Here is a 13,230-nt window from a genome sequence, read left to right as displayed (position 1 = left end):
AGCATATTTATGGCGGAAAACTAAACTGTTAGATTATTTATGGTTTAGTGAAACCTTGCCTGCTTCAACGTATTTCATGGTGCCAATTTCTGGCACACTGTATTTACCATCGTGATAAGTGATTTTCACCACCGCAGCATTCGACAATGGCAGATTTTTGGCCGGGTCGTCCGTCAGATCGGAAATCATTATCTGAATCGCGGTACCTGAAGAAATGGCCAGAATATTTTTATCACCCTCTTTTTGGGCATTTTCTACCATAGTTGCCAGCGCAGCTTGTGTCCGCACTTTTACTTGCTCATAGTCTTCCGCTAGCTGTTTTGGATCGGACTTGGCCAGCGCGTTCTGGCTTTCGCTTACCGAAAGTGTGCCAGCTTTCATCGCCTTAAAAAGCGCTTTACTGTCCGACATTCCTAGCGCGTGTGCGCCTGCATTGGCCATATCGACATTATAACCGCCTTCAAAACCGCCAAAAAACGCCTCTCGCAGGCCTGTCATTTCGGTTAAATGATAATCCGTTACGCCAGCCTGTTTAAGAATCACTGCCATGGTTTCGCGCTGCCGTCCCGCATCACTGGAATAAAAACGATCAAATTTTATCCCTTTGAGTCCCTCACCTAAATATTGAGCAACCTGCACCCCATCCTTCGTCAACGGGGAATCAATCCAACCTTGCACGCGGTCAAACGAATTAAGCAGCGTTTTCCCATGACGCGCAAAATAAATATTGATGACCTCCTGGTCATTTTTATCGTTACTTTTCGCCATCAGCAGTGGACTGGTAACGGCGGTAACAGCCATTAAGGCCCCCAGAAATAATTTTTTCATTTTATAAGAATCCTTTTCTATAGCCAAAAAAAAACCTACGTACTCTTCAGCGCCCTGGCATGCAGGTGGAGAAGAAAACGTAGGTTTTGCCTGTTGATACAGTAACAATCCAGCTATTACGGACCCTATCACTAATGCTTTTGAATTGCACTTAATCTATAACGATGATTTATGTAAATGTGATCCTCCTCATATCAACCGTATTTCCGTCTGGACGTAAATATCTGCAGTACGTATTTTAAATTCACTTGGGATTGTTACTCTTTCAGGCAAAACCTAAGGCCGTTTCTGTACTCGTTGCAGGAGCGGCCTTAGGTTTTTTTTTGCATTGTATCTACCCTAGGATTAACAGGAGTTTCGATGAACAAGTCATGTATTGCCGCAGCGCTGATCTCTGCATTCACTTTCACCGTAAGCGCCGCCCCGCTTAAAATTTTGATTGTAAACGACGATGGTTGCGAATCTCCGGGCAGTATTTCGCTTCAGGAAAAACTCACGCAAAAAGGTTTTGAGGTATGGATGGTCGCTCCTGCCACCAATCAGAGCGGCATCGGTTCGGCCATTACCTTCAAAACGGGTAAAATCTTTGATGTAAAGAAAGCTGCTGATAAACGCTACTGCTTCCCGGGAACGCCCGCCGATGCGGTTGATTTCGGCTTACGGGGACTACTCATTAATAATCAGCCGGACCTGGTTATCTCTGGCGTCAACGATGGCCCGAATACCGGGATGGCTCAGGTCAATTCAGGGACGGTAAGTGCGGCAGCCAGGGCTGTACGTTATGGTTTCCCGGCGATTGCGGCCAGCATTGGGTATATCTTTACCGAAGATGAAATGAAGAATAAATGGCCAAGTACACATGAATATTGGCCTGATGCGGTGGATTATGTGGTTGAGGTTGTTGAGACGCTGAATCGTAATCATGTTCCTGGTTCACCTTTAGTGCCTAAAGGATCGGGCTTAAGCATTAACTATCCGCCGCTGCCAAAATCAAAAATTAAAGGTGTACACTATATCGAAAATGAGATGTTCCCTACCCCACAGATTGGTTATGATATTTTGCCTGATGGACGCGCCAAACAAATCATCAACCCGGCATCGTTAAAGAACGTTGAGAACGATACCGATTCCGGCTGGCTTAATAAAGGTTATATCACCTACACCCTCTTTGATGGGGCAACGAACGCGCCGCAATTTCAGGCGCAATATGAAGAACTGCTGAATAAATAATTCACCAGTTTATTTCACAACTTTGTACCATCCACTTCGTTCCTGCCGGCGACACACTAAATCGCTGGCAGGCGATGTTTTCAATTTTTCATCACCGCCTAATTATATTGCTTAAGCCCTCATCCGTACTGTACGACGCGTACCGTTCCAATATCAGGTAAATACTTGATTGAGTTCAAAAGTTAGTCTGTTTCGGACTATTCCTGGTTGTTTATGGTTTTTTTAACATCTAACCTCATTTTTCTATAATTCCACAATTCACGTAGCGAGCAGCTCATGACCTTCCCTGCACATTCTTCAAATCTGCCCGACTATGGGTTTGCTCGTAGCCTGGGACTAGCCTCTGGTAGTGATTTTGATTTTACCGCGCTGGCCGCACAACTGGACTGCTCCCGTGATTTCTCTCAAGCCGGGATAATCTATTCCGACGGAATGAATCGCTGGCTTGTGCGCCCTTCACGTAGAATCGCCACACCAAACCAAAGTAGCGTTAGCCATGTTATCGTGACAAAAATTGCATCCTCGACGCCGCACAATGCCGCAAAAGCCACGATCAAAACGCTACAAGCACCGTCACTGGCTAATGAAATTACCTCCACGGCTATAGCCTGCGGTGCTGCCGTGGTCACTGTCTTTTTAGCGCTTGGAGCTGGCGCGGCCATCCCCCTCACCGCCGGAGCCTCAGGCGTGGTGGCAGCAATGATCACTGCAGGTGGTGTGGCGACAGGTTTACAGTGTTTTATCGGTAGCGGACGTCTGTTAGCTATCGGTATCGGCCATGAGGAGGATATTATTGCCTGGCTTGACAGCCAGGACTGGTATACCGCAACCTCGACAGCCTTGGATATCGTTTCTTTAGCTGGCGCTGGGGCGGGTTTAAAAAGTACCATTGCAACATATAAATTAATGAAAGCCAGTTCCTCCTCCGGGGCGATAAACTGGCTCAAAAGTCTGAGCCGGGCCGAACGTAAGCGTATTACAGAAGAAATCATCCGCGCCCAAAATCCAGGAATTTCTAACGGTGGAATTAAGGCGGCCATGCAGGCGCAGCTTTACCCTAAGCGTTTCCCGTCTGAGGCAATACAGCGTTCTTTGCAGCGCGAATTAACGAATGCGGTTATTAATACCTCAGCCTTCGCGGGGAGCACGCTCACCGGAACAATACGCCATCCGCAAAATGTGTCGCAATCCGGTAAGTACGTCATCGGCGTTATACAGTCGTTCTCATTTTAGATAGTTAAAGCACTCGGCATAATGAAATATATTAATGACAGTCTCAAACTGGGCACCATCGTTGAGCAAAGGATAAAGGAGCAGGATCCTAAGCAGTTAGAGTCCGCGAAAATGTACTTGATGGAGCGTATGGAAACGCCTGTCGGGTTGCATACGGCTGGCGTGCCTTTTATTTTAAGCGCGCTGTTAAGCGTAATAAGTTTTGCTATGCCGCAGCTAACGCTTTGGGGAGCCATCTTTCAGTGGTTTTCCTGGCCCGCGCATGCTGTTTTTGCTGGTATCATCCCCACAGGTTTACTCTACTGTCTGCTGATCTTCCCGTCGATGACGCTGTTCTCTCGAGGTTTTCTGGCGGCGCTTAAGTTCTATCTAGGTCTGATTTTCCTGACCGCCGCGCTCGCCGCGGGAAATCTCATTTACGCATTCATTTCGGTATTCATATTTGGTGGGCATGCCGGTTTGCTTATAAGCGCTTTGGTTGGTGTATTGTTTAGCGCTGGGAGCATCAAACTCATTAACAGCGCTATGTTTGTAAAAACCTCAGCATTTTATTTACATAATCGAGTTTGGCGCTGGCAATTAAAACATCATGCACAAAATGCGATATGATAAAAAACCTCTGCTGGCTCATGCTGACGTTGTTAAGCTCGACGGGGCTTGGCGCCTGGTTTCTTCAACAGCAATATGACGCGCGCTCCGCCGACTTCCGCATCCTGTATCGCGAAATCACGGTAAAGGTGTCGCAGCACGATGCCATCATCCCCCTGCTTCCGGCCGGTCAAAATGCCGCCGAAGTCCAGCAGATCCTGCCGCAGATCGTGCAATGGCGCCGCTACGATTCCCTTGAACCGCGACGCCCCATCGTCGCGCAAAGCCCTGCACGCTACTGGCTGAATCTTCCGGGCATCTCCCTGTTGATTGATTTGAACACCCTACTTAACAGTCTCAATGAAAAAAAGACATTCAAACATCTTGCCATTCGTTGGGACGGTACCACGTTGTTTGAGGACGGTACCGCCTCTGCCAACACCTGGTGGCGCTGGGAGAAAACTGTCGCCAGCCCAACACAGCCGCTGCAGATTAGCGCAGGCGATAACCCGCAGTGGCATCAACTGCCGTGGTGGCTGATACTTTCACCGGCACTGTTCTGGGCGGTGATTATCTATCTCGTTAATCAGTATCGAACCAATAAACGCCGACGGGATATCGCCGATTTACGCTCTCGCTATGGCGAACTTACTCGTCTTAATACCATGGGCGAACTGGCCGCCGGCATCGTACATGAGCTTAATCAACCGTTGACCGCCATCATGAGCTATAACCAGGCGGCAGTGCGCCTGATTAAAAAAAATGATCCCGTGCGGATCCCCGAACTACTTGAGGCCTCAGTGTTGCAGATAAAACGCATTGACGCCCTGCTCAGCCAGTTTCGTCTCAAGCTCACTAGTAAGCGCGCCGAATATCAGCCGGTGGACCTTCCGTCGCTGTGGCTACGCGTTTGCGAATTACTGGATAACGAGATCCGCGCCGGTAAAGTTCGTATCTCTAGCCATTTTCCGTCGGACCTCCCCGCGCTTCCTGCGCCGCCGCTATGGGTAGAGCAAATACTGCATAATATCGCCAGCAATGCCATTCAGGCGCAAGGCGCAAATGCTCCCGGTAGCGCATGGATTCATTTACAAGCTGAGCGAGTGAATGACGGTATTACCTTAACGATTACTGATGGCGGACCAGGGTTATCGACTGAAGCGCTGGAGCAGGTATTTATGCCGTTTTATACCACCCGTAGCGACGGCGTTGGGTTGGGCATGGCCCTCACCGATACTCTCGTCCAGCGTCTTAATGGCACGATAGAAGCGAGCAATATCACCGGACAAGGCGCCTGCTTCCGGTTATGGTTTCCGCTGCGCAATGAGGAGAAGTGATGGAGCAGTATATCTGGTTAATTGATGACGATGCGGCAATACGCGATTCATTAAGTCTGCTGCTCTCAACCGTTGGCTGGCAGACGCAGGCGTTTGATAGCGCACACGCTTTTCAACATCAGGCAGGGAATCTCGCCGAATTAACCGGTTGTATGCTGCTGGATATTCGCATGCCGGGGAAAACCGGGCTGACGCTGCTCGATGAGTGGCGCCAGTTAGGTCTAACCTTACCGGTTATTATTATGACCGGGCACGGTAATATTGATTTATGCCGTCGCGCCTTCAAAAATGGCGCATTTGAATTTTTAACCAAACCCATTGATGCCGACCTGTTATTCGAAGTGGTTGGCGAAGCGATGGCGCAGCAAAGCGCGCACCTCGAACAACAACAGAAATTACTGCCGCTGCAGGGAAAACTCGCCACCCTAACCGCACGCGAGCATGAAATGCTCCAGCAGCTGCTCCAGGGCTACTCCAGTAAAGAAATCGCCCGTATATGTTCCCTCTCGCCGCGTACCGTCGAAGCGCATCGCGCCAATATTTTTAGCAAGCTTGAAGTTAACTCGCTGCCCAAACTGTTGAAGATTTACGCTGATGTCGCCAGCGCGTCTAAGTAAAAATACCTGGTACGTTCCGTATTCGCGGCAATAGTCGCCATGCTCCCTGCCCCCTAGTATTGCCCTATCGCCACTCAACACGACGGAGCATCACTATGAAACGTATCCTTCTAAGCGCCATCCTGCTCGGCAGCCTGGTCACTACCGCAAGCGCCGCCACGGGCGTTCTCAGCCAGAAAAATTTGTCAGTGGAGCTCGCGGATAAAATCGCGCAAAGCACGCTACAGTCCTGCGCCAAAGACAGCTACAACGTCGCCGTTACTGTGGTCGACCGTGCCGGTACGCCGCTATTAATGAAGAGAATGGATAATGCCGGCCCGCACACCGTCGAAGCCAGCCGTATGAAAGCGTTCACCGCGCTAACCACTAAAAATGCCACCAGCAATGTCATGAAAGGTTCTCAGTCTAACGCTGGGGCCGCGAACCTGCGTGATATACCAGACTTCCTGCTGTTAGCTGGAGGAGTGCCGGTTAAGATGGGAGATCAGGTCATTGGCGCGGTTGGCGTCGGCGGCGCGCCGGGGGGAAATTTCGACGAAGCTTGCGCGATGGCCGGGTTGAAATCTATCGAAGGCGAACTTAACCAGGGCTAATCCAAAGCGGGTAGACTATTGCTACCCGCTTTGCCATAGCGTGTTACCGACTCACATGCTGCATGGCGTTTTGCTCAACCGCCCCGCTTATCTTCTTCGCCCGACTTTCTTGACCAAAGAAGGTCAGTATCGCGATAATGATCGCCACCGTACCGGCAACGATTGCCATCGCCAGCCCATAGTTCTGTCCATGGTGTTCCGCAATCGTCGCCTGTAAAGTCGCATTAACCGAAGCGATGAGATTACCCAGTTGATACACAAAGCCCGGCAGCACCGCCCGGGTATTCGCGGGAACCAGTTCATTTAGATAGGTCGGGACCACGCCCCAGGCGCCCTGAACCATAAACTGCATCAGGAATGCGCCGATTCCCAGCATCAGTGAACCGCTAGCGAATGCCCACAGCGGGATAACCGGTAGCGCCAGCAGCGAGGCGGTAATAATGGCCTTTTTACGGCCAATCTTCTCGGAAAGCGAACCGAACAGCACCCCGCCGATGATCGACGCAATATTGTAAGTGACCGCAATAATACTGATCGTTTTCGGATCAAAGCCATGCTGCACTTTCAAAAATACCGGATACAGATCCTGGGTGCCGTGGGAGAAGAAGTTGAACGCCGCCATCAGTACCACCAGATAACAGCACAATTTCCAGTGCGTTTTCAGTACCGGCAGTAGCGCCGTGCTCTCCTTTTTCGCCCGTGACGCTAGCCATACCGGTGACTCCTGCACGCAAAACCAGATAAACGGCAGCAGCAAAATAGGCGCTGCGCCGATAACAAACATCCCGCGCCAGCCGAGTAAATCAAATAGCAGCCCATAAGCGACGGCGGCAATCAGATAGCCAAACGGATAACCGGCCTGGAAAATTCCCGACATTAGCCCACGGGAACGGTCCGGGATAGTTTCCATTGACAGCGACGACGCCACGCCCCAAATACCGCCCATCGCCACGCCATATAGCACTCTTAAAACCAGAAAAATTGTTAATGAGGGCGCCGCGGCAGACAGCAGCTCGAATATCGAAAAGAAGATGATATTCAACATCAGGATCGGCTTACGGCCATATTTCTCGGCGAGCCGTCCAAAAATGAGCGCGCCGATAGGCCGTACGGCAAGCGTCAGTAATATCGCCAGCGTGACCTTTTCCAGCCCAACGTGAAACGTCTGGGCAATGTCACTCAGTAAGAATACAAGGAGGAAAAAATCGAAGGCATCAAGTGTCCAGCTTAAGAAGCTGGCAATGGCGGCATTGCGCTGTAGTGAAGTCCAGCCTAACATCGTGTTATCCCTATCCTGGCACAGCGGCCTGGAGATGTAGCAGCTACCCGAATGAACATGCAGGGCCAACTGCATATGTAAATGTAAAGTTTCTTAAGTTACCCATATGTTAAATACACCCAATAATCGTATGGCTGCAAGTTAATTAGCATGCTAATTTGTTTCAAATTAAGTATATGTCCCCTGATATTCCGCGCTGGCAGAATGTATAGCATTTGATATACGGCTGTTCTACAATGAGCTGTATACCAATTGCTATACAGGAAAAGAAGATGAAATCAGATATCCAACTCAACATCCGGGCGAAGGAGTCCCAGCGGGCGCTGATTGATGCGGCCGCTGAAATTCTACACAAATCGCGGACCGACTTTATCCTTGAGATGGCCTGCCAGGCGGCAGAAAACGTTATTCTCGACCGTCGGGTGTTTAACTTAAGCGATGAGCAATACGCCGAATTTATCGACATGCTGGATGCGCCGGTTGAAGCTAACCCCGCTCTCGATAAATTGCTGGCGAGAAAGCCGCAATGGGAAAAATAAGCGCGCCTGCACCGCTATCCTCATACCATCAGATTGCGGAATTTTGTTGCGGAGAAACGGTTCTCGATCAATGGCTAAAACAGCGAGGAATGAAAAACCAGGCTCAGGGCGCCGCGAGAACCTTCGTGGTCTGCAAGGAAGATAGCCACCAGGTGGTGGGGTTTTATTCGTTGGCAACCGGCAGCGTTAATCACACGGAAGCCACTGGCGGCCTGCGGCGTAATATGCCCGATCCTATCCCGGTCATCATTCTCGCCCGCCTGGCGATCGACTGCGCTTTTCACGGACAGGGGCTGGGGGCTGATCTACTCCATGATGCGCTGTTACGCAGTTATCGCGTTGCCGAAAATGTTGGCGTACGTGCCCTGATGGTCCATGCCCTGACCGATAGCGCGAAACGATTCTATCTACACCACGGATTCAAAGCCTCAACCACCCAGGAACGCACACTTTTCCTCGCTTTGCCTAAATAACTCCACCTTTCGTCATTTTCTCTACCACACTTATCTTTCAGTTCGGGAAACGCACCAAAGGAAGGATAAGGATGAAGAAAGTGGCGATTGTCGGCGTCGGGCCGACCGGGATATATACCTTTCATTCCCTGGTTGAACGGGGTGAGCCGCTGGAGATAGTGCTCTACGAGCAGGGTGAAGAGGCTGGCGTCGGCATGCCTTATAACGATGAGCATAATTCAGCGCAAATGCTGGCGAATATCGCCAGTATCGAAATTCCCCCCATCTATATTACCTATCTGACGTGGCTACAAAATCAGAGCGAAGACTGGCTCACCCGGTATGGCATTGAGCGTGAGGCCTTACATGAGCGGCAATTTTTACCGCGCGTGATCCTCGGCGACTATTATCGCGATCGGTTTCTCGCGCTATTAGAGAAAGCAAGGTTAGCGGGGTTCAAAGTTAGCGTGCGCGAGTCCTGCGAGGTGACCGATATCCAGGCAGAACAGGATGGCGTCAAACTGTGGGTTAACCATGCGCCCACAGCGGAACGCGCGGATTTTGCCGTTATCGCCACCGGACATCTTTGGCCGCAGGATGATGATTCCCCCCGCGAATATTATCCCAGTCCCTGGAGCGGCTTGATGCAGGCGCAGATAGCCCCGTGCCGGGTCGGTATCATGGGGACGTCACTCAGCGGCATTGATGCCGCCGTCGCCGTCGTCATTCAGCATGGCCACTTTACGACTGACGATGATGAGAGCGTCCATTTTCAGCTTAATGACGCCAGCCACAAACTCCACATTACTCTGATGTCGCGAAACGGCATTCTGCCCGAGGCCGATTTCTACTGCCCCATCCCCTATGAACCGCTGGAGATAGTCACCCATCAGGCGCTGGAAGCGGCCATTGCCGAGGGGAGCGAGGGATTGCTGGATCGTGTATTCCAACTTATCGTCAAAGAGCTGGAACTCGCCGCGCCGCACTGGTGCAAGCAGATAGGTTTACGCCAGCTTACCGCGGATACATTCAGCGACGCCTGGTTTGTCGACAGAAAACGCCACGATCCCTTCGCCTGGGCGCAAGCCAATTTGCAGGAAGTGGAACGCAACAAACAGCAACAGCATACCGTGCCGTGGCGGTATACCATTCTACGATTGCATGAAGTGATTGAGATGATTGCGCCGCATCTTAACGAACGCGATCGTGAACGCTTTAAAACAGGGCTCGCCCGGGTATTCATCGATAATTACGCGGCCATTCCGTCGGAATCGATTCGCCGCCTGCTGGCGTTACGGGAGGCCGGGCTTATAAGCATTCTGCCGCTGGGGTCCGATTATCAACTGGAAGCTCAACCACAACGGACTGTCATCCACCATCACAATCAGCGCAGCGAATTTGACGTCTTTATAGACGCCAGAGGCCAAAAGGCGCTGAAGAGTAAAGACATCCCTTTCCCGACGCTGCGCCAGCAGCTTCTCGCCTGTGGTGATGAAATCCCGGATATTGGTGACGATTACACCCTGCAGGCGCCGGCGTGCGCTCGCGGACGCATTGCCTTCGGCGCGCTGCCGTGGTTGATGCATGACCGCCCTTTCGTTCAGGGCCTCGTCGCCAGCGCGGAAATCGGCACCGCGATGGCGAGGGCGGTTTCACAGCAGGCCAGCGGTCGCCGACGCAAACTGTGGTTCAGCGATGAGTGGTGATCCATCAGCATGCGAATAACGACGAACAGCGTCTTAAGCGCAACAACGGAAAAGAGGCCGCCATTCAGGCATGCTACAACTAAAGGCTATCAGGCAGCACAACGCTTACGAGGTACTTATGAGTCAACTATTTAGCCCTGCGCGAATTGGCAAACTGGAGCTGGAAAACCGTATTGTCATCGCCCCGATGTGCCAGTACTCGGCGGATAATGGCAAAGCAACCGCCTGGCACCGCATTCATCTCGGACAACTGGCTTTTTCCGGTGCCGGTTTATTAATTATCGAAGCCAGCGCCGTCGAGCCTGCGGGCCGCATCTCCCCGGCGGACGTCGGCTTGTGGGACGATGAAACCGAAGCCGCCCTGTACCGGGTACTGGAAGATGTTCGCGCCTATTCAACAACCCGCATCGGTATCCAGCTGGGACATGCCGGGCGCAAAGCTTCCGCCGCTGCACCCTGGCTTGGCGGCGGTCAGTTAGCGCTGGATAACGGCGGATGGCAAACCGTCGCCCCATCCGCGCTGGCATTCCATGACGGCGACCGGGCGCCGAAAGCGCTGAGCCATGACGATCTGGCGCGGCTTAAGCAAGCCTTTGTTGATAGCGCGCGACGCGCCGAACGCCTGGGTATTGAACTGATAGAGCTGCATGCCGCGCACGGCTACCTGCTGCATCAGTTCCTCTCTCCGTTGAGCAACCAGCGTACAGATGAATACGGCGGTTCACTGGAAAACCGCTTACGTTTCCCGCTGGAGGTTTTCCAGGCAATACGGGAGGCGGTCAGCGAAAATATCGCCGTCGGCGTGCGACTTTCGGCGACAGACTGGGTAGACGGCGGTTGGGATACCGCGCAATCCATCGTCTTTAGTCAGCAGCTTGAAGCACTGGGTTGCGACTATATTCACGTCTCCAGCGGCGGGTTGTCGCCGCAGCAGGCGATTCAGGTCGGTCCTGGCTATCAATTACCGTTCGCCCATGAAATCCGCCAGCAGGTTAACGTTCCGGTCATTGGCGTAGGGTTAATTACCGAACCGCAGCAGGCTGAAGATGCACTGCAAAACGGCGACGCCGATCTGATTGCCATCGCCCGCGCAGCGCTCTACAACCCACACTGGCCGTGGCAGGCTGCGGCGGCTCTGGGGGCCCAGGTTAGCGTGCCGCCGCAATATCTGCGTTCAGAACCGCATGGTCTGAAAGGTACGTTAAAAGCTAATCGCTGAAGCTTAACGATATGAATGATAGCGGCGCATCAGCGCCGCTAGATTACGGCAGGGTTAATCGCGGGTTTGCACCCAGAACGCGTGGATGAGACCAGGAATGTAGCCCAGCAAGGTCAGAATTATATTCAAAATGAATGCCCAGCCGAAACCTTTACCCAGCAGTACGCCCAGCGGCGGCAGGATGATAGTAAATACGATTCTCCAGAAACCCATACACTCTCCATACAAACAAAATTAACGACTTAAAAAAGAGACCTCGTCTCTAAGCATAGTAATTCTACCTGATGCCGCCACGTTAGCCGCCCCTTTTACCCGATTTTACGCATCTTGTAATGAGTACTCCTTCAGTGAGTGTGCAATTCAGCCGATGTATGGTTTTGTGAGTTCGATCATGTCCCCCTCACCGCATTGTCGTTATCCTTAATCTAACTTGTATGGTAGTAGACTATAAGCAACGCGGTAAGGAAAAGTTTTCATGCAAATGACGATGCGCTGGTTTGGACCAGACGAAGATAAAGTCACTCTTGAGCAGATCCGTCAGGTTCCGGGGGTGGAAGGTGTGGTCGGCGCGCTGTACGACGTTCCGGTTGGCGAAGTCTGGCCACGGGAGAAAATTAAGGCGTTAGTCGAGCAGGCCCACGCTAACGGCCTGACGATGGAAGTTATCGAAAGCGTGAATATTCACGACGCGATTAAAATCGGGCTGCCGGAGCGCGATCGCTATATCGCCAACTATCAGCAAACTATCCGTAACCTCGCTGCCTTTGGCGTTAAGGTCATCTGCTACAACTTTATGCCGGTTTTCGACTGGATGAAAACCGACATGAACTACCGGCTGGCGGACGGGTCGCTGACGATGGCTTTTGAAAAAGCCGGCATCGATAAAACGCTGGAACAGGTCGTCGCGGAAGTGCTCAGCAACGCCAACGGCTATGCCCTGCCGGGCTGGGAGCCCGAACGTTTAGCGCAGGTACAGACGCTATTCGACAGCTATAAAGCGGTCGATGACAACAAACTGCGAGAAAACCTAGTCTATTTCCTGGAGAAAATTATCCCGGTCTGCGAAGAGGTCGGCGTGAAAATGGCCATTCATCCTGACGATCCGCCGTACTCTATTTTTGGTCTGCCGCGCATTATTAAAAACCGCGACGATCTCGACTGGTTGTGTCGCGCGGTGGATTCACCGGCAAACGGTATTACCTTATGTACCGGCTCTATTGCCGAGGAGCCGCAAAATAACGTTTATCAAATCCTCGCGGAATTCAGCCAGCGCGGGCGCATTCATTTCGCTCATGTCAGAAATATTAAAATCATAAAAGACAAAGATTTCTACGAATCGGCGCACCCTACCCGCTACGGCTCGCTCGATATGTACCGGGTGATGCAGGCGCTGCACGACAACGGCTTCGACGGCTATATTCGTCCCGATCATGGCCGTTTTATCTGGGGAGAAACCGGCCGTCCGGGATACGGTTTATACGATCGCGCGCTCGGCGCCACTTACCTACTGGGATTATGGGAAGCGCTGGAAAACCAGCACGCCTGATCCGCTCGTCACCCTGGTGCCGGAGCTCTCCGGCACTGAAAATAATAAAATCTCTGTTGGGAG

14 protein-coding genes are annotated in these 13,230 nt (G+C 51.8%); 11 read left to right on the top strand and 3 right to left on the bottom strand.

What is annotated here, in order from left to right; all coding sequences use genetic code 11:
• Positions 1-33: 33 nt before the first annotated feature.
• On the bottom strand, positions 34-828 hold the full coding sequence (locus PGR79_RS00570; protein ID WP_430920785.1) for a histidine phosphatase family protein: 795 nt from the start codon (positions 826-828) through the stop codon (positions 34-36).
• A 360-nt stretch (positions 829-1,188) separates the two neighbouring features.
• Here PGR79_RS00570 and surE point away from each other — a divergent pair, with 360 nt between their 5' ends.
• The 6 genes from surE (at position 1,189) to PGR79_RS00540 (ending at position 6,426) form a co-directional block, all read left to right on the top strand.
• Positions 1,189-2,058, top strand: a complete 870-nt coding sequence (surE, locus tag PGR79_RS00565; RefSeq protein WP_430920783.1) for a 5'/3'-nucleotidase SurE — start codon at positions 1,189-1,191, stop codon at positions 2,056-2,058.
• A 276-nt stretch (positions 2,059-2,334) separates the two neighbouring features.
• The gene (locus PGR79_RS00560; protein WP_430920781.1) at positions 2,335-3,291 is read left to right on the top strand and encodes a hypothetical protein; all 957 of its coding nucleotides are present in this window, start codon (positions 2,335-2,337) and stop codon (positions 3,289-3,291) included.
• Positions 3,292-3,312: 21 nt separating this feature from the next.
• The gene (locus PGR79_RS00555; RefSeq protein ID WP_213316051.1) at positions 3,313-3,900 is read left to right on the top strand and encodes a hypothetical protein; all 588 of its coding nucleotides are present in this window, start codon (positions 3,313-3,315) and stop codon (positions 3,898-3,900) included.
• On the top strand, positions 3,897-5,216 hold the full coding sequence (locus PGR79_RS00550) for a sensor histidine kinase (RefSeq protein WP_430920779.1): 1,320 nt from the start codon (positions 3,897-3,899) through the stop codon (positions 5,214-5,216). Before PGR79_RS00555 ends, PGR79_RS00550 begins: the two co-directional genes overlap by 4 nt.
• Entirely contained in the window at positions 5,216-5,833 is a 618-nt protein-coding gene (locus tag PGR79_RS00545) for a response regulator transcription factor (RefSeq protein ID WP_316423883.1), read from the top strand. The genes PGR79_RS00550 and PGR79_RS00545 overlap by 1 nt, the downstream gene beginning before the upstream one ends.
• 95 nt (positions 5,834-5,928) lie before the next feature.
• Positions 5,929-6,426, top strand: coding sequence for a GlcG/HbpS family heme-binding protein (locus tag PGR79_RS00540; protein ID WP_087860748.1), 498 nt, complete (start codon positions 5,929-5,931; stop codon positions 6,424-6,426).
• A gap of 43 nt (positions 6,427-6,469) precedes the next feature.
• Here the strand turns inward: PGR79_RS00540 and PGR79_RS00535 are convergent, their stop codons facing one another.
• Entirely contained in the window at positions 6,470-7,705 is a 1,236-nt protein-coding gene (locus PGR79_RS00535) for an MFS transporter (RefSeq protein ID WP_047067471.1), read from the bottom strand.
• A 272-nt stretch (positions 7,706-7,977) separates the two neighbouring features.
• Between PGR79_RS00535 and PGR79_RS00530 the strand changes: the two genes are divergently transcribed.
• The 4 genes from PGR79_RS00530 to PGR79_RS00515 all read left to right on the top strand — a co-directional run bounded on the left by PGR79_RS00530 (position 7,978) and on the right by PGR79_RS00515 (position 11,621).
• Positions 7,978-8,244, top strand: a complete 267-nt coding sequence (locus PGR79_RS00530; protein WP_015705366.1) for a DUF1778 domain-containing protein — start codon at positions 7,978-7,980, stop codon at positions 8,242-8,244.
• On the top strand, positions 8,232-8,717 hold the full coding sequence (locus tag PGR79_RS00525; RefSeq protein ID WP_430920776.1) for a GNAT family N-acetyltransferase: 486 nt from the start codon (positions 8,232-8,234) through the stop codon (positions 8,715-8,717). Before PGR79_RS00530 ends, PGR79_RS00525 begins: the two co-directional genes overlap by 13 nt.
• A gap of 71 nt (positions 8,718-8,788) precedes the next feature.
• Positions 8,789-10,402, top strand: a complete 1,614-nt coding sequence (locus PGR79_RS00520; protein ID WP_430920774.1) for an FAD-NAD(P)-binding protein — start codon at positions 8,789-8,791, stop codon at positions 10,400-10,402.
• A gap of 118 nt (positions 10,403-10,520) precedes the next feature.
• On the top strand, positions 10,521-11,621 hold the full coding sequence (locus tag PGR79_RS00515; RefSeq protein ID WP_430920772.1) for an NADH:flavin oxidoreductase/NADH oxidase: 1,101 nt from the start codon (positions 10,521-10,523) through the stop codon (positions 11,619-11,621).
• A gap of 54 nt (positions 11,622-11,675) precedes the next feature.
• Here the strand turns inward: PGR79_RS00515 and PGR79_RS00510 are convergent, their stop codons facing one another.
• On the bottom strand, positions 11,676-11,834 hold the full coding sequence (locus tag PGR79_RS00510) for a YqaE/Pmp3 family membrane protein (RefSeq protein ID WP_002903230.1): 159 nt from the start codon (positions 11,832-11,834) through the stop codon (positions 11,676-11,678).
• A 262-nt stretch (positions 11,835-12,096) separates the two neighbouring features.
• Between PGR79_RS00510 and uxuA the strand changes: the two genes are divergently transcribed.
• Entirely contained in the window at positions 12,097-13,167 is a 1,071-nt protein-coding gene (uxuA, locus tag PGR79_RS00505) for a mannonate dehydratase (protein WP_430920770.1), read from the top strand.
• Positions 13,168-13,230 lie beyond the last annotated feature (63 nt).

Source organism: Klebsiella sp. 141161 (genome assembly GCF_050600815.1).
GTDB classification, from domain to species: domain Bacteria; phylum Pseudomonadota; class Gammaproteobacteria; order Enterobacterales; family Enterobacteriaceae; genus Klebsiella; species Klebsiella aerogenes.
This window is presented reverse-complemented; position numbering and strand designations above follow the sequence as displayed.

What these genes read in the sequence shown, in the direction of transcription:
- PGR79_RS00570 (WP_430920785.1), bottom strand. Translation starts at nt 828, where the DNA reads ATGAAAAAATTATTTCTGGGGGCCTTAATGGCTGTTACCGCCGTTACC.
- surE (WP_430920783.1), top strand. Translation starts at nt 1,189, where the DNA reads ATGAACAAGTCATGTATTGCCGCAGCGCTGATCTCTGCATTCACTTTC.
- PGR79_RS00560 (WP_430920781.1), top strand. Translation starts at nt 2,335, where the DNA reads ATGACCTTCCCTGCACATTCTTCAAATCTGCCCGACTATGGGTTTGCT.
- PGR79_RS00555 (WP_213316051.1), top strand. Translation starts at nt 3,313, where the DNA reads ATGAAATATATTAATGACAGTCTCAAACTGGGCACCATCGTTGAGCAA.
- PGR79_RS00550 (WP_430920779.1), top strand. Translation starts at nt 3,897, where the DNA reads ATGATAAAAAACCTCTGCTGGCTCATGCTGACGTTGTTAAGCTCGACG.
- PGR79_RS00545 (WP_316423883.1), top strand. Translation starts at nt 5,216, where the DNA reads ATGGAGCAGTATATCTGGTTAATTGATGACGATGCGGCAATACGCGAT.
- PGR79_RS00540 (WP_087860748.1), top strand. Translation starts at nt 5,929, where the DNA reads ATGAAACGTATCCTTCTAAGCGCCATCCTGCTCGGCAGCCTGGTCACT.
- PGR79_RS00535 (WP_047067471.1), bottom strand. Translation starts at nt 7,705, where the DNA reads ATGTTAGGCTGGACTTCACTACAGCGCAATGCCGCCATTGCCAGCTTC.
- PGR79_RS00530 (WP_015705366.1), top strand. Translation starts at nt 7,978, where the DNA reads ATGAAATCAGATATCCAACTCAACATCCGGGCGAAGGAGTCCCAGCGG.
- PGR79_RS00525 (WP_430920776.1), top strand. Translation starts at nt 8,232, where the DNA reads ATGGGAAAAATAAGCGCGCCTGCACCGCTATCCTCATACCATCAGATT.
- PGR79_RS00520 (WP_430920774.1), top strand. Translation starts at nt 8,789, where the DNA reads ATGAAGAAAGTGGCGATTGTCGGCGTCGGGCCGACCGGGATATATACC.
- PGR79_RS00515 (WP_430920772.1), top strand. Translation starts at nt 10,521, where the DNA reads ATGAGTCAACTATTTAGCCCTGCGCGAATTGGCAAACTGGAGCTGGAA.
- PGR79_RS00510 (WP_002903230.1), bottom strand. Translation starts at nt 11,834, where the DNA reads ATGGGTTTCTGGAGAATCGTATTTACTATCATCCTGCCGCCGCTGGGC.
- uxuA (WP_430920770.1), top strand. Translation starts at nt 12,097, where the DNA reads ATGCAAATGACGATGCGCTGGTTTGGACCAGACGAAGATAAAGTCACT.